The organism is Methylobacterium crusticola (assembly GCF_003574465.1).
Classification (GTDB): Bacteria; Pseudomonadota; Alphaproteobacteria; order Rhizobiales; family Beijerinckiaceae; genus Methylobacterium; species Methylobacterium crusticola.
The window spans coordinates 34,934-47,994 of the sequence record NZ_QOWC01000033.1 but is presented as its reverse complement, the minus strand read 5'-3'; the positions used below and the strand labels follow the sequence as shown (position 1 = coordinate 47,994).

The 13,061-nt window shown below is 74.2% G+C and carries 17 protein-coding genes; 5 read left to right on the top strand and 12 right to left on the bottom strand.

Annotated elements, in window-relative coordinates:
• The 5 genes from DT057_RS16045 to DT057_RS16025 all read right to left on the bottom strand — a co-directional run.
• Positions 1-508 (bottom strand): biotin/lipoyl-containing protein (locus DT057_RS16045; RefSeq protein WP_128563108.1); only part of this gene is annotated, 508 nt, incomplete at its 3' end.
• Positions 509-548: 40 nt separating this feature from the next.
• Positions 549-833, bottom strand: a complete 285-nt coding sequence (locus DT057_RS16040; protein WP_128563107.1) for a DUF5076 domain-containing protein — start codon at positions 831-833, stop codon at positions 549-551.
• 5 nt (positions 834-838) lie between these two features.
• Positions 839-2,362: a pyruvate dehydrogenase complex E1 component subunit beta gene (locus DT057_RS16035; protein WP_128563106.1), complete on the bottom strand. Its 1,524-nt coding sequence runs from the start codon at positions 2,360-2,362 to the stop codon at positions 839-841.
• Positions 2,363-2,401: 39 nt separating this feature from the next.
• Positions 2,402-3,448 carry a pyruvate dehydrogenase (acetyl-transferring) E1 component subunit alpha gene (gene pdhA / locus DT057_RS16030; RefSeq protein ID WP_128563105.1) on the bottom strand — a complete coding sequence of 349 codons (1,047 nt, stop codon included), beginning with the start codon at positions 3,446-3,448 and terminating at the stop codon, positions 2,402-2,404.
• Positions 3,449-3,589: 141 nt separating this feature from the next.
• The gene (locus DT057_RS16025; protein WP_128563104.1) at positions 3,590-3,901 is read right to left on the bottom strand and encodes an FtsB family cell division protein; all 312 of its coding nucleotides are present in this window, start codon (positions 3,899-3,901) and stop codon (positions 3,590-3,592) included.
• Positions 3,902-4,048: 147 nt separating this feature from the next.
• Between DT057_RS16025 and DT057_RS16020 the strand changes: the two genes are divergently transcribed.
• Positions 4,049-4,279, top strand: a complete 231-nt coding sequence (locus tag DT057_RS16020) for an addiction module antidote protein (protein WP_128563103.1) — start codon at positions 4,049-4,051, stop codon at positions 4,277-4,279.
• A 23-nt stretch (positions 4,280-4,302) separates the two neighbouring features.
• Here the strand turns inward: DT057_RS16020 and DT057_RS16015 are convergent, their stop codons facing one another.
• On the bottom strand, positions 4,303-5,169 hold the full coding sequence (locus tag DT057_RS16015; RefSeq protein ID WP_128563102.1) for a helix-turn-helix transcriptional regulator: 867 nt from the start codon (positions 5,167-5,169) through the stop codon (positions 4,303-4,305).
• A 184-nt stretch (positions 5,170-5,353) separates the two neighbouring features.
• On the opposite strand from DT057_RS16015, the gene DT057_RS16010 reads away from it, so the two are divergent.
• On the top strand, positions 5,354-6,277 hold the full coding sequence (locus tag DT057_RS16010; RefSeq protein ID WP_128563101.1) for a DMT family transporter: 924 nt from the start codon (positions 5,354-5,356) through the stop codon (positions 6,275-6,277).
• A gap of 43 nt (positions 6,278-6,320) precedes the next feature.
• Here DT057_RS16010 and eno read toward each other — a convergent pair whose 3' ends face one another.
• Entirely contained in the window at positions 6,321-7,601 is a 1,281-nt protein-coding gene (eno, locus tag DT057_RS16005) for a phosphopyruvate hydratase (RefSeq protein ID WP_128563100.1), read from the bottom strand.
• 140 nt (positions 7,602-7,741) lie between these two features.
• Between eno and queF the strand changes: the two genes are divergently transcribed.
• The gene (queF, locus tag DT057_RS16000) at positions 7,742-8,209 is read left to right on the top strand and encodes a preQ(1) synthase (protein ID WP_128563099.1); all 468 of its coding nucleotides are present in this window, start codon (positions 7,742-7,744) and stop codon (positions 8,207-8,209) included.
• A gap of 82 nt (positions 8,210-8,291) precedes the next feature.
• Here the strand turns inward: queF and DT057_RS15995 are convergent, their stop codons facing one another.
• From DT057_RS15995 to DT057_RS15975, 5 genes are all read right to left on the bottom strand, one after another.
• On the bottom strand, positions 8,292-8,651 hold the full coding sequence (locus DT057_RS15995; RefSeq protein ID WP_128563098.1) for a hypothetical protein: 360 nt from the start codon (positions 8,649-8,651) through the stop codon (positions 8,292-8,294).
• A gap of 120 nt (positions 8,652-8,771) precedes the next feature.
• Positions 8,772-9,944, bottom strand: a complete 1,173-nt coding sequence (locus tag DT057_RS15990) for an MFS transporter (protein ID WP_128563097.1) — start codon at positions 9,942-9,944, stop codon at positions 8,772-8,774.
• A 14-nt stretch (positions 9,945-9,958) separates the two neighbouring features.
• Positions 9,959-10,816 carry a 3-deoxy-8-phosphooctulonate synthase gene (gene kdsA / locus DT057_RS15985; RefSeq protein ID WP_128563096.1) on the bottom strand — a complete coding sequence of 286 codons (858 nt, stop codon included), beginning with the start codon at positions 10,814-10,816 and terminating at the stop codon, positions 9,959-9,961.
• Between the two features lie 118 nt (positions 10,817-10,934).
• Positions 10,935-11,153: a hypothetical protein gene (locus tag DT057_RS15980; protein WP_128563095.1), complete on the bottom strand. Its 219-nt coding sequence runs from the start codon at positions 11,151-11,153 to the stop codon at positions 10,935-10,937.
• Positions 11,154-11,404: 251 nt separating this feature from the next.
• A complete protein-coding gene (locus DT057_RS15975) occupies positions 11,405-12,088 on the bottom strand; it encodes a gamma-glutamylcyclotransferase (protein ID WP_128563094.1) in 684 nt (227 codons plus the stop codon).
• Between the two features lie 255 nt (positions 12,089-12,343).
• Here DT057_RS15975 and DT057_RS15970 point away from each other — a divergent pair, with 255 nt between their 5' ends.
• Together DT057_RS15970 and DT057_RS15965 are read left to right on the top strand one after the other, a co-directional pair.
• A complete protein-coding gene (locus DT057_RS15970; RefSeq protein ID WP_128563093.1) occupies positions 12,344-12,652 on the top strand; it encodes a hypothetical protein in 309 nt (102 codons plus the stop codon).
• A gap of 105 nt (positions 12,653-12,757) precedes the next feature.
• Positions 12,758-13,042, top strand: a complete 285-nt coding sequence (locus DT057_RS15965; RefSeq protein WP_128563092.1) for a hypothetical protein — start codon at positions 12,758-12,760, stop codon at positions 13,040-13,042.
• The last annotated feature ends 19 nt before the right edge of the window (positions 13,043-13,061 follow it).

The following is a 13,061-nucleotide window of genomic DNA, read 5'->3' as shown; positions in this document are numbered from 1 at the left end:
GCGCGGCACTGGCCGCCTGCGGCGCGGCGCCGGGCTTGGCCGACGGCACGGCCCCGTCCGGCGCCGCGTCCACCCGCCCGTACGCCATGGTGCCGCCGCCGGGCGTCCGGTTCTCGCCCGAGGCCGCCGGGGCGGGCGTCTTGCCGGAGGCCTCGCCGGCGGGCTTGCCGGAGGCCTTGCCGGGCGCGGCCTCTCGGGGGGGCGCCTCCTGGGCGGGGGGCGTGCGCGCCTCCGCGGCGCCCGCCTGCACGCTCCCCGGATCCTCGCCCTCGCCGGCGATGAGGGCGATCAGGTCGTTGACCGGCACGTCGGCGGTGCCCTCCGGCACCACGATGCGGGCGAGCACGCCCTCGTCGACGGCCTCGACCTCCATGGTGGCCTTGTCGGTCTCGATCTCCGCCAGGACGTCGCCCGACTTGACCGCATCGCCCTCCTTCTTCAGCCACCTGGCGAGGTTGCCCTTCTCCATCGTGGGCGACAGGGCGGGCATCAGGACGTTGATCGGCATGGGTTTTCCGGATGCTGAAGGGCTGGCGTGCGAGGGGCGGTCAGTTCAGGGGGCCGGACGGGTCCTCGCCCCCGGCCTCCAGCCCGTCGCGGATGCGCGCGAAGGCCTCCTCCTCCGAGAGGTCGGTCTCCAGGGCGTAGACCCGGGCGGCCTGCCGGGCGAGGTCGATCAGCAGGACGCCCCAGGTGAAGGGGTCGTCGAAGGAGCGCCGCAGGGCCACGCTCACCGCACCGTCCACCACGGCGGCGCGCAGGACCTCGTGGCCGCCCTTCTCCAGGGCGTCGGGCGGGACCGCGAGGGCCTCGAAGGGGGGAGCGTCCGCCATGCCGCCTACCGGTAGCAGACGGCCTTGGCCGCCTCGACCACCTCGCCGACGGTCGGCAGCGCCAGCTTCTCGAGGTTCGCCGCGTAGGGCATCGGCACGTCCTTGCCGGTGATGCGCAGGACCGGCGCGTCGAGGTAGTCGAAGGCGTCGACCATCAGGCGCGCGGCGAGCTCGGCGCCGACGCCCGATTGCGGGAAGCCCTCCTCGACGGTGACGCAGCGGCCGGTCTTCTTCACCGAATCCACCACCGTCCCGGAATCCATCGGCCGGATGGTGCGCAGGTCGATCACCTCGGCCTCGATGCCCTCCTCGGCGAGGGCGTGGGCGGCCTTGAGCGCGTACGTCATGCCGATGCCGAACGACACCAGGGTCACGTCGGCTCCCTCGCGGTGGACCTTCGCCTTGCCGATCGGCACCGTGAAGTCGTCGAGCTTCGGCACCGGGAAGGACTGGCCGTACAGGATCTCGTTCTCGAGGAAGATCACCGGGTTGGGATCGCGGATGGCGCTCTTGAGCAGGCCCTTGGCGTCCGAGGCCGTGTAGGGCATCACCACCTTGAGGCCCGGCACGTTGGAGTACCAGGCGGCGTAGTCGTGGCTGTGCTGCGCGGCCACCCGGGCGGCGGCGCCGTTGGGGCCGCGGAACACGATCGGGCAGCCGAGCTGCCCGCCCGACATGTAGAGGGTCTTGGCGGCCGAGTTGATGATCTGGTCGATCGCCTGCATGGCGAAGTTGAAGGTCATGAACTCGACGATGGGCTTGAGGCCCGTGAAGGCCGCGCCGACGCCGACGCCCGCGAAGCCGTGCTCGGTGATCGGCGTGTCGACGACGCGCTTGGCCCCGAACTCCTGCAGGAGGCCCTGGGTGATCTTGTAGGCGCCCTGGTACTCGGCGACCTCCTCGCCCATGATGAAGACGCCGGCATCCCGGCGCATCTCCTCCGCCATGGCGTCGCGCAGGGCCTCGCGCACGGTCTGGGTCACCATCTCGGTGCCCTCCGGGACCTCGGCCATCGCCCGGTCGTCGGTGCGGCTCGCGACCACGGCCGGGGCGGCCGGCGTCCCGACCGGCCCGTCGTCGCCGGACTTCGTGGCGGGGGCCGGGCGCCCGGCCCGGCCCTCGGCCTGCATGTCGGGGCTCGGCGCCGGCTGGCCGCCCGACTTGGCGTCCCCGGACTTGGCGTCGCCCGCCTTGGCATCGGCCGCCCTGGCATCGGCCGAGTTGGCGCCCCCGGACCCGGCCGCGCCGTTCGGCTTGGGGCCGGCCTCGACGCCGGCCGGGTCCTCGCCCTCGCCGGCCAGCACCGCGATCGGGGTGTTGACCGCGACGTTGTCGGTGCCGTCGGCGATCAGGATCTTGGCGAGCACGCCCTCGTCGACGGCCTCGACCTCCATGGTGGCCTTGTCGGTCTCGATCTCCGCCAGGATGTCGCCGGCCTTGACCGGGTCGCCCTCCTTCTTGAGCCACTTCGCCAGCTTGCCCTGCTCCATCGTCGGCGAGAGGGCAGGCATCAGGATGTCGGTCGCCATGGGGTACTCTGTCGATCCGGGAGGAGGGGCGGGCTCTCGTCAGCCCAGCAGGATGTCGGTCCAGAGCTCGGAGGGATCCGGCTCGGGATCGCTCGTGGCGAACTCCGCCGCCTCGTTCACGACCCCCCGCACCTTGGCGTCGACTGCCTTGATCTCGTCCTCCGGCACCCCGTGGGGGCCGAGGAGCCGCTTGCGCACCTGCTCGATGGGATCGGATTCCTCGCGCATGCGCGCGACCTCGTCCTTGGTCCGGTACTTGGCCGGGTCGGACATGGAGTGCCCGCGGTAGCGGTAGGTCTGCATCTCGAGGATGTAGGGTCCCTCGCCGTCGCGGGCGTGGCCGATGGCGCGCCGGGCGGCCTCGCGCACGGCGCGCACGTCCATGCCGTCGACCTGCTCGCCCGGGATGCCGAAGGAGACGCCGCGCTTCGAGAAGTCGGTCTGGGCCGAGGCGCGCGAGACCGAGGTGCCCATGGCGTAGCGGTTGTTCTCGATCACGTAGACCACGGGCAGCTTCCAGAGCTGCGCCATGTTGAAGCTCTCGTAGACCTGGCCCTGGTTGGCCGCGCCGTCGCCCATGTAGGTCAGGCTGACGGCGCCGTCCTCGCGGTACTTGTTGGCGAAGCCGATGCCGGTGCCGAGCGAGACCTGGGCGCCCACGATGCCGTGGCCGCCGTAGAAGTTCTTCTCGCGGGAGAACATGTGCATCGAGCCGCCCTTGCCGCGGGAATACCCGCCGCGGCGGCCGGTCAGCTCGGCCATCACGCCCTTCGGCTCCATGCCGCAGGCCAGCATGTGGCCGTGGTCGCGGTAGCCGGTGATCACCTGATCGCCGTCCGTCGACGCCATCTGGACGCCGATCACCACGGCCTCCTGGCCGATGTAGAGGTGGCAGAAGCCGCCGATCAGGCCCATGCCGTAGAGTTGGCCGGCCTTCTCCTCGAAGCGGCGGATCAGGAGCATCTCGCGATAGGCGTGCAGGTCCTCGTCGCGGCTGAAGGCCGGCGCGTTCGAGGCCGGCACCGGTGGAGCCGCCTTCTCGCGGGTCTTGTCGCTCCCGCGGCGCGCCTCTTTCGCGGCATCCATCGGCACCCTCCCGGCTGCTACCTTAGTCGGACAGCTTCTAGGGCACGGATCGGCGGAAATCGAGGGCTTGGGGGCCGAAAGCCGCACGGGAGACGCCGTGCCGGCCGGCCGACAGGGGCGTTTCGCGCCCGGTTCGCCCGCTCAGGGCGCGATGATCACGACGTCGTTCGGGTGGACCCGGCCGAGGATGACCCGGGCGCGCTCCTCCAGGAGGTCGCGGTCGATCTGGTCGCTGCGCAGCAGGGCCACGCGCCGCTCCCACTCGCCCCGGTCGGCCCTGGCGGCGTCGAGCTCCTGCTGGAGCCCGTAGGCCTGGATCTTGAGCGCGCGCTTGGCCTCGAGGCCGCGGTTGCCGCTCTCCGCCTCGTGCAGGAAGTAGCCGACGACGAGGACCGACACGGCGTAGAGGCCGAGGGGCAGCAGGATGGCACGGGCGCGGCGACGGACAACCATGCGGGCGAGGATGGGACCGGAGGGTTAAGGAAGGCTCAAGGTGGATTGCAGCCCTGCCTCGATGCGGCGCGCGCACCCTGGCGGTTCCGTAGCCCTCGGGGTTCAACAAGGTAGGGTCGAGAACCACCGCCTGCGGCGCCGGGATCGATGGCCTCTCCGACCGGAAGGCAGCGCTGCGGATCGAGGCACGAACCAACCGGGATCGTCGCCCGGGCCCGCGGGATGACCCGGATCGCCCGCGAGGCGGGCCTGAGCCGCGAGAGCCTGTACAAGGCGCTCCCGCGGACCGGCGATCCGAACTTCGAGACCGTGCGGGCGGTCCTGCGGGCGCCCGGCCTGCAGCTCAGCGTGAGGCGCGCCGGCGAACCGGCGGCGTGACGCGGGACGCTGATCCGCACGGGTCAGGCGGCACCGCGCCACGCCGCCGGCGTGAGGCCGGTCGCCTGGGCGAAGCGGCGGGTGAAGTGGCTCTGCGAGGCGAAGCCGCAGGACAAGGCGATCGCCGCGAGGCTCGCCCGCCGCTCCAGCAGCAGGTCCTTCGCCCGCGCGATCCGCCGCTCGGTCACGTAGCGGTGCGGCGCCAGGCCGAAGCTCGCCTTGAACATCTTGGCGAAGTGGAAGGTGCTCAGGCCCGCCTCGTCGGCCAGCATCTCGAGGGTCAGCGCCTCGGCGAGGCGCGCCTCGATCAGCGCGGCGATGCGACGGCGGACCGCGGGTGCGAGGCCGCCCCTGACCGCCCGCGCCTGCCCGAGGCCGGCATGGCGCCGCAGGATGGCGTGGAGCAGGAGGTGGCAGGCGGCGCCGAGCGCCATCCGGTCGGCGCCCGCCGCCCAGTCGAGGGGCAGCACGGCGCCGCGCATCAGCATCGCGGTGGCGGGATCCTCCGCGAAGGTCAGCTCGCGCAACGAGACGGCGCGGGGATCGACGTCGAGGGTGCTCGCCGCCTGGTAGGCCAGGGTCTCGGGCGCGACGTAGAGATGGACCATCCGCAAGGGCCCGCCGATCAGCCACCGGCTCTCGTGGCCGGCGGGAAGCAGGCAGAGCCTGTCCGGCCCGCCGCCCGACAGGGCGCCGTCCTCCCGCACCACGCCTTCGCCGCCCTCGAGGTAGAGGCTCAGGGTGTGGTGGTCCGGCCGGTCGTAGCGGGCGCGGTTGTCGCGGTTCCGCCACTCGGCGAGCGAGAGCCCGCGCCCGATCTCGGCGCTGCGCAGGAGCGCCGCTCCGGTGCGGGACAGGGCATCGCGGACGTCGGGGTTCGGCTCGGTCATGCGGCGTGGATCGGGAGTCGCGCACCGACCGTAGGGCCCGGCCGCCGTCGGCGGCAACGGAGCCGGCCGCCTCCCGGATGAGAAAGCCCCAAGAACGGGCAACGCCGCCGCCGGGACGGGGGAGCCGGCCGGTCCGGACCCGGTCTATCCGGGGGTCTCGCCCCCGCCATCGGAACCCGGAACCGTGACCGCCTTCCTGTACGCCCTGACCGTGCTCATCTGGGGTACGACCTGGATCGCCATCAAGCACCAGCTCGGCCCCGTCGCCCCCGAGGCCTCGATCGCCTACCGCTTCGCCCTCGCGGGCGCCGTCCTGGTCTGCGCCCTCGGGCTGACCGGGCGGCTGAGACCGATTCCGTGGCGGCACCAGCCCTTCGTGCTCCTGCAGGCGCTGTGCCTGTTCTCCTGCAACTTCGCCTGCTTCTACCTGGCGGCGCGCTCGGTCCCGAGCGGGATCGTCTCGGTGGTGTTCTCGGCAGCCACCGTGTTCAATGTCGCCAACGCCGCCCTGTTTCACCGCCGCCGCCCGGCACCCCGGGTGCTCGCCGGGGCGGTGATCGGGCTTCTCGGCATCGCCTGCCTGTTCCGGGACACCCTCGTCGGCACCGCGCTCGACCGGGACACCGCTCTCGGCCTCGGCCTGGCGCTCCTCGGCACCTGGTTCTTCTCGGCCGGGAACCTCGTCTCGGCCCGCAACCAGCGCCACGGGCTGCCCGTCGCCACGGTGAACGCCTACGGGATGCTCTGCGGCGCCGCCCTGGTGGCGACGGTCGCCGCCCTGCGCGGCGTGCCGTTCGGCTTCGACCCGTCGCCCGCCTATGTCGGGGCGCTCCTCTACCTCGCGATCCCCGGCTCGGTGATCGGCTTCACCGCCTACCTGACGGTGGTGCACCGGATCGGGCCCGAGAAGGCCGCCTACATGACCGTGCTGTTCCCGGTGGTGGCGCTCACGATCTCGGTCTTCGCCGAGGGCTACCGGGTGACGCCGCTCGCCGCCCTCGGCTTCGCCCTGGTGCTCGCCGGCAACGCGGTGGTGTTCGCGCCCCTGCGGGCCCGAGGCATCCGCGCTCGAGCCAAAGGCCGCCCGGAGGCGGCCTGCGACGCGTGATCGCGTCGGCGCGCAGGGGCCGGAAAGCCCCTGCGCCGAGAAGTCAGGCGACCTTCAGCGCCCCGCGCCCCAGGTAGCGGCCCTGCGCGCCCAGGCCCTCCTCGATGCGGATGAGCTGGTTGTACTTGGCGAGCCGGTCGGAGCGGGCGAGCGAGCCGGTCTTGATCTGCCCGCAATTCGTCGCGACGGCGAGGTCGGCGATCGTCGCGTCCTCGGTCTCGCCGGAGCGGTGGGACATCACCGCGGTGTAGCCGGCGCGGTGGGCCATGTCGACGGCCGAGAGCGTCTCGGTGAGGGAGCCGATCTGGTTGACCTTGACCAGGATCGAGTTGGCGGTGCCCTTCTGGATGCCCTCGGACAGGCGCGCGACGTTCGTGACGAACAGGTCGTCGCCCACGAGCTGGCAGCGGCCGCCGACCGCGTCGGTGAGCGCCTTCCAGCCGGCCCAGTCGTCCTCCGCCATGCCGTCCTCGATCGACAGGATCGGGTAGGCGTCGACGAGCTTGGCCAGGTAGGCGGCCTGGGCCCCGGGGTCGCGGGTCTGGCCCTCGCCCTCGTACACGTAGGCGCCGTTCCTGAAGAACTCGGTCGCCGCGCAGTCGAGCGCCAGCACGATGTCCCGGCCCGGCTCGAAGCCGGCGGCGCGGATCGACTCCATGACGAAGTCGAGCGCGGCCTCGGCCGAGGGCAGGTTGGGGGCGAAGCCCCCCTCGTCGCCCACGTTGGTGTTGTGGCCGGCCTTCTTCAGGGCGCCCTTGAGGGTGTGGAAGACCTCCGAGCCCCAGCGCACCGCCTCGGCGAGCGAGCCGGCGCCCACCGGCATGATCATGAATTCCTGGAAGTCGATCGGGTTGTCGGCGTGCGCGCCGCCGTTGATGATGTTCATCATCGGCACCGGCAGCACGCGGGCCTGCGTGCCGCCGACGTAGCGGTAGAGGGGCAGGCCGGCGGCCTCGGCGGCGGCCTTGGCGACCGCCAGGGAGACGCCCAGGATGGCGTTGGCGCCGAGGCGCGCCTTGTTGGGCGTGCCGTCGAGCTCGATCATGGCCTCGTCGATGGCGACCTGCTCCTCGGCGTCCATGCCGCCGACGGCGTCGAGGATCTCGCCGTTGACCGCCGCCACGGCCTTGAGCACGCCCTTGCCGCCGTAGCGGCCCTTGTCGCCGTCGCGCAGCTCCACTGCCTCGTGGGCGCCGGTCGAGGCCCCGGAGGGCACGGCGGCGCGGCCGAAGGAGCCGTCCTCCAGGAGCACGTCGACCTCGACCGTGGGGTTGCCCCGGCTGTCGAGGATCTGGCGGGCGGCGATGTTGGTGATCGCGGTCATGAGGAGGGATCTCTCGGGCAGGCTGCCGTCACGGCGGGCTTATCTGCCAAGACGACGCCCGCGGCAAGCACCCCAGGAGTGTGCGGGGCGGGGGCGCGGGGCCGGTACCGCCCGGGCCCGCGCGCGCCTATATGGGCGGCATGACGCACGCCTCACCCTCGCCGCACGCTTCCCCTCAGCTCGGGCGCGCCAGCGCGCAGCCGCGCTCGCCCGAGGAGGCGCAGCTCGACCGCGTGCCGAACCCGCACCCGGACACGGACTACCTCGCCCGCTTCACGGCGCCGGAATTCACCTCGCTCTGCCCGGTCACCGGCCAGCCGGACTTCGCCATCCTGGTGATCGACTACGTGCCGGACCGCTGGCTCGTGGAATCGAAGTCGCTGAAGCTCTACCTGCACAGCTTCCGCGACCACGGCGCCTTCCACGAGGACTGCACCGTGGGCATCGGCCGCCGCCTGACGGCGCTGCTGGAGCCGCGGTTCCTGCGCATCGGCGGCTACTGGTACCCGCGCGGCGGCATCCCGATCGACGTGTTCTGGCAGACCGGCGCCCCGCCGGCCTCCGTCTGGCTGCCCGACCAGGGCGTGCCGCCCTACCGGGCCCGGTAGCCCCCGCGCGCGACAGGCTCCGCGCGCGACGGGGGCGGCCGGTTCGCCCCGGCCGCCCCCGGTCCGGAACCGGCGGTCCGGCTCAGTACTCGGGATCGTAGCCGTACGCGGGGGCGCCGTAGCCGTAAGCCGGAGCACCGTACCCGTAGGCCGGGGCGGGCGCGCCGTAGTAGCCGTTGCGGCGGGCGGCGTCGGCCGCGGCCGCGCCCGCGATCGTCGCCGCGGCGGCGCCCGCGATGCCGAGGCCGACGGCGGCCCCCGTCGAGAGGCCGCGGCGGCGCTGCCCGTAGGCGTAGGGCCGTCCGGCGTAGCCGCGGCCGTAGCCGTGGCCCTGGCCGTAATGGCCCCGCTTCCAGCCCTGGGCCTGCGCCGGGGACGGCGCGGCGGTCGCCACCATGCCGAGCGCCACGGCGACGGCCGGGATGAGTGCCAGCTTGCGCATCAGGATCTCCGGGTTGCTGAGGCCATATGGGGAGGGCAACGAGCGTGGCCGCGCTCGGTTCCGGATCGGGCCGCGACGGGCCGCGCCCGTGCCCGTGCCCGTGCCCGCGGGCGGCGGCCGTCAGCCCGGCCGGGCGAGCCGCCAGGCCGTGCCGAGGCCGAGCAGCGCGATGGCGAGGGCGCAGAGCGCGAGGGCCGGGAACTGGCCGAGCGTGGTCAGGCCGAACCCCAGCACCGCGACCCCGAGGGCCTGCCCGCAGAAGAACGAGAAGGCGTGCAGCGCCACCGCCGAGGCGCGGGCCTGCGGGGCCACCTCGGTCACCTGCACCTGGTAGGTGTTGTGCAGCATGTAGTAGCCGAGGCCGAGCACCATCAGCGCCGCGGCGTCGACCTGCCAGGCTCCCGCCAGGCCCACCACCACGAGGGCGAGTCCCGCGGTCGCGCCGCCGACGACGAGCATCCGGGTCTGGCCGAGCAGGCGCAGGATGAGCCCGACCGCGAGGGAGTAGACGAGCCCGCCGGCCGCGAAGCCCGCCAGCACCAGGCCGGCCTCGCGGGGTCCGCCCTCGCCGCGGGCCTCGATCAGGTGCGCGAGGTGCGGGAATATCCCGAACACCGCGATCGCCTCGACGAAGACCGCGCCGAACAGCACCCGGGCGCGGGGATTGGCGAGGATCGCGCGGTAGCGCGCGAGGGCGGGCCCGAAGGCGAGGCGCCCGCCGGCCGCCCGCAGGGCGCGGCCGAAGCCCAGGGTCACGGCCCCGCAGCCCAGGCCCCCGACGACGGCCGCGAGCACGAACACCCCGCGCCAGCCGATCTCCCCCTCGATCAGGCCCGCGAAGGTCGAGCCCGAGAGCTGGCCCAGGATCACCGCGACGAGGAAGCGGCCGATGGCCACCTGCCGGCGCTCCATCGGGATGCGGTCGCCCATCATGGCAAGCGAGAGCGGGATGACGCCCCCGGCCGCGGCGCCCGCCAACATGCGCAGGCCGAACAGCGGGCCGATGCCCCCGGCGAAGACGCAGGCGACGAGCGCCAGGGTCAGGACCCCCAGGCAGGCCGCCATGACGCGCTCCTTGCCCAGGGCGTCGCCGACGGGGCCGAGCACCGGCTGGATCAGCGCGTAGGGCAGCGCGAAGGCGGTGGAGAGCAGCGCCACGGTGGCGGGCGGGCTCGCGAGGTCGCGGGCCAGCACCCCGACCAGCGGCTCGACCACGCGGCCCGCGAAGGTGCTGGCGAAGCCGCCGGCGGACAGGACCGCGATCAGGCGGGCGGGCGAATCGGCGGCGCGCACGGCCGGGCCGGACGTCAGGTGCCGCGCCCCTTCGCCAGCCGGTCGAAGGCCTGGAGCTCGGCCATGAGCGCCGGCATCTCGCGCAGCGGCACCATGTTGGGGCCGTCCGAGGGCGCCCGGTCGGGATCGGGATGGGTCTCGATGAAGACGCCCGCGACCCCGACGGCCACCGCGGCCCGGGCCAGCACCGGCACGAACTCCCGCTGGCCGCCCGAGGTCGCGCCCTGGCCGCCCGGCTGCTGCACCGAGTGGGTGGCGTCGAACACCACCGGCAGGCCGCCGGTGACCCGGGCCATGATCGGCAGCGACCGCATGTCCGACACCAGGGTGTTGTAGCCGAACGAGGCGCCGCGCTCGGTGACGAGCACGTTCGGGTTGCCGGCCCCGGTCAGCTTGGCGGCGACGTGCGCCATGTCCCAGGGGGCCAGGAACTGGCCCTTCTTGACGTTCACAACCCGCCCGGTGGCGGCGGCGGCGAGCAGCAGGTCGGTCTGGCGGCACAGGAAGGCCGGGATCTGCAGCACGTCGACGGCCTGCGCCACCGCGGCGCACTGCCCGGCCTCGTGCACGTCGGTGAGGACCGGGAGACCGAGGCGCTCGCGGATCTCGGCGAAGATCGGCGCGGCCTCGGCGAGGCCGAGGCCGCGGGAGGAGCCGGCGGAGGTGCGGTTGGCCTTGTCGAAGGACGCCTTGAAGACGAGGCCGAGGCCGAGGCCGGCCGCGATCTCCTTCAGGGCCGCGGCGACCTCGAGGGCGTGGCTGCGGCCCTCGAGGGCGCAGGGACCGGCGATCAGGGCGAGCGGCAGGTGGTTGCCGAAGCGGACGGCACCGACCGCGACGGCGATGGACCCGGGGGAGGATTCGGTCGACATGGCGTCGAGCCCTATCGGGTTTGCGTCCCGGCGGGAAGGCGCCCCGGCGGCCGGGGGACCCGCGCGCCGGGCGGGGCGCCGCGGCCCCGCCGGGCCGGCGCCGTCACCCCGGCGCTCCTCAGCCGGGCGCGTCCCGGGCCGTGAGCGGGACCGCGGCGAGCCCGTCGGGCGTCCCGGCGGCGGTCGCGGCGCCCGGGCCGAGCAGGCTCACGGCGACGTGCAGGCCGATGGCGGGGCCGAAGACCAGGGCCAGCATCAGGAGGAGGACCACGGCAACGCTGCGGTCACGGCGGAGGGCGGCTACGCCCGGGCGGGGGCGCGTCGTCGTCAGGGTCATGGCTCACCTCGTTCGACCGGCCGCGTCCGGGCCGGTTGCGGGCGAGCCGGATCAGGCGATCAGGCGCGGGTCACGCAGGAGGCACCGAGGCGGGCGGTCCGTCGACTACTGTCGCTGGGCATGGGGTCGTTGGATGTCCGGTGATGCCGCGCGCCCGATTCGAGTCCGGGCGGCGCGGACCCGACGGACATGCGTGCGATCCCCCACTTCGTCAAGGCGTGCGCCGCGCATTTTCCGGTGGACATTCCGGGTCAGGGGCCGGCGCCGAGCCGCTCGGCCACCAGGGCCTGCATGGCCCAGAGGTGGCGGTCGCGGATGCCGAGCGCCTCGCAGGCCGCCACGGTGTTGAGGAGGTACTCGGCGCTCGGGCCGAGATGGCCGCAGGCGAGGGCGATGCGCTCGGCGATCTGCGCGTCCGGGAGCCGGCCGGCGTAGCGCGGGCCGGCCCGGTCGGCCACGAAGGCGAGGGCCGGCACCGCGCCCTCGGGCGCCGCGGCGACGAGCCAGCGGGCCGCGTAGCCGCGGCCCCGCATCTCGCGCCGCCAGACCGGCCGCACGACCGCCCGCAGGTCGTCGCCGGCGAGCCGGTAGGCGATCCCCCGGCACTGGCCGCCCCGGTCGAGGGCCAGCATCACCCCGGGCCGCTCCGGCGTGCCCCGGAACCGCCGCTGCCAGAGGCAGAAGCGGCGGTGCCAGCCCCGCACCGTCGCGGTCCGGCGCTCGGCGAAGGCGAAGTCCGGCCGCCACATCAGGGAGCCGTAGGCGAAGAGCCAGAGCACCCCGGGATCGCCGGGCCCGGCGGCCAGGGCGGCGTCGAGGCGCGCGTCGGTCTCCGCCTCGTCGAGGAGCGCCATGCCGCCCGCGTCGTCGGCGACGGGCGCCGGGTGGGCGCGGGCGATCAGGTCCGCGGTGAGGGCGAGGCGGCGAGGGGGCATCGGCGGGGCGGTCCCGAGGCGGCCGGGCCGCGCGGCCCGCGGGGAGGCGACGCGGCACGGGGGCGAGGTGGCGGGGGACGAGGTGCGGGGGGAAAGGTGCAGGGAGCCAAGGTGTAGGGGGGCGGGGGCGGGGAGAAAAGCGCCGCCGCGGCGCCCCGGGCCGACCCGGGGCCGCTTTCCCGCCGCCCCGCGCCGCCCCATGTTAGTGTGATGCTAAGCCGCGTGGGCCAGGCTGGCCCGAGTGGAGGACGCGTCATGGCCGTCACGGGTCGCTTCAATTTCCGCAAAACCCTGACGGGCAGGCTCGTCCTGCAGGTCGAGATGGAGCGCCGGTCCTGGTGGCCCTTCGCCCGGGCGGCCTCGCCGGGCCACGTCTGGCGCGACGCCACGCTGAAGGACCTCGCGGCGGTGGAGCTGCAGCCGCTCCTCAACCTGCGCCGCAATCCCGGCTATATGCCCCGCAGCCCCGTGATCTTCATGATGAACCCGGGCCCGAAGGGCGAGGCGCCCTCGGCCGAGGTGGTGGAGCTCGCCACCCACCGGGCCGCCGGCCAGTCGGGCTGAGGCCCCGCGGGACCGGCCGCCGGCACCGGGCCGGCTCGGCCGCGTTGTCAGGGCAACGCGGCGCGGACCGGGACCCGGCCGGCGCCCCACGGGGAGGAGACGGGCATGGCCATGACGTTCGTGAACCAGGCCGTGATCGAGGCCTTGTCGCAGCAGATCGTCGCCGCCTATTGCGGCGCCGCGGGGCCGGCGGACGGCCCGGCCCGGGAGCGGCTGATGGGCGACGTCATGCACGCGATCGAGGAGCCGGTCGGCAGCCGCACCCTCGCGGAGGACGGACCCGACCGGGTCAACGCGGCCCTCGCCGACTGGGAGGCCCAGGAGGGCCGGGCCTTCGGCCTGCGGCTGATCGAGATCGACCCCGCCCACACCACCGTGACCATGGGGTAGGCCGGCGGCCCTCGAGCCC

What these genes read in the sequence shown, in the direction of transcription:
- DT057_RS15995 (WP_128563098.1), bottom strand. Translation starts at nt 8,651, where the DNA reads ATGCGCAAGCTGGCACTCATCCCGGCCGTCGCCGTGGCGCTCGGCATG.
- kdsA (WP_128563096.1), bottom strand. Translation starts at nt 10,816, where the DNA reads ATGTCGACCGAATCCTCCCCCGGGTCCATCGCCGTCGCGGTCGGTGCC.
- DT057_RS15970 (WP_128563093.1), top strand. Translation starts at nt 12,344, where the DNA reads ATGGCCGTCACGGGTCGCTTCAATTTCCGCAAAACCCTGACGGGCAGG.
- DT057_RS15965 (WP_128563092.1), top strand. Translation starts at nt 12,758, where the DNA reads ATGGCCATGACGTTCGTGAACCAGGCCGTGATCGAGGCCTTGTCGCAG.
- DT057_RS16020 (WP_128563103.1), top strand. Translation starts at nt 4,049, where the DNA reads ATGGCCTCTCCGACCGGAAGGCAGCGCTGCGGATCGAGGCACGAACCA.
- DT057_RS16025 (WP_128563104.1), bottom strand. Translation starts at nt 3,901, where the DNA reads ATGGTTGTCCGTCGCCGCGCCCGTGCCATCCTGCTGCCCCTCGGCCTC.
- DT057_RS15980 (WP_128563095.1), bottom strand. Translation starts at nt 11,153, where the DNA reads ATGACCCTGACGACGACGCGCCCCCGCCCGGGCGTAGCCGCCCTCCGC.
- pdhA (WP_128563105.1), bottom strand. Translation starts at nt 3,448, where the DNA reads ATGGATGCCGCGAAAGAGGCGCGCCGCGGGAGCGACAAGACCCGCGAG.
- DT057_RS16040 (WP_128563107.1), bottom strand. Translation starts at nt 833, where the DNA reads ATGGCGGACGCTCCCCCCTTCGAGGCCCTCGCGGTCCCGCCCGACGCC.
- DT057_RS15975 (WP_128563094.1), bottom strand. Translation starts at nt 12,088, where the DNA reads ATGCCCCCTCGCCGCCTCGCCCTCACCGCGGACCTGATCGCCCGCGCC.
- DT057_RS16015 (WP_128563102.1), bottom strand. Translation starts at nt 5,169, where the DNA reads ATGACCGAGCCGAACCCCGACGTCCGCGATGCCCTGTCCCGCACCGGA.
- eno (WP_128563100.1), bottom strand. Translation starts at nt 7,601, where the DNA reads ATGACCGCGATCACCAACATCGCCGCCCGCCAGATCCTCGACAGCCGG.
- queF (WP_128563099.1), top strand. Translation starts at nt 7,742, where the DNA reads ATGACGCACGCCTCACCCTCGCCGCACGCTTCCCCTCAGCTCGGGCGC.
- DT057_RS16035 (WP_128563106.1), bottom strand. Translation starts at nt 2,362, where the DNA reads ATGGCGACCGACATCCTGATGCCTGCCCTCTCGCCGACGATGGAGCAG.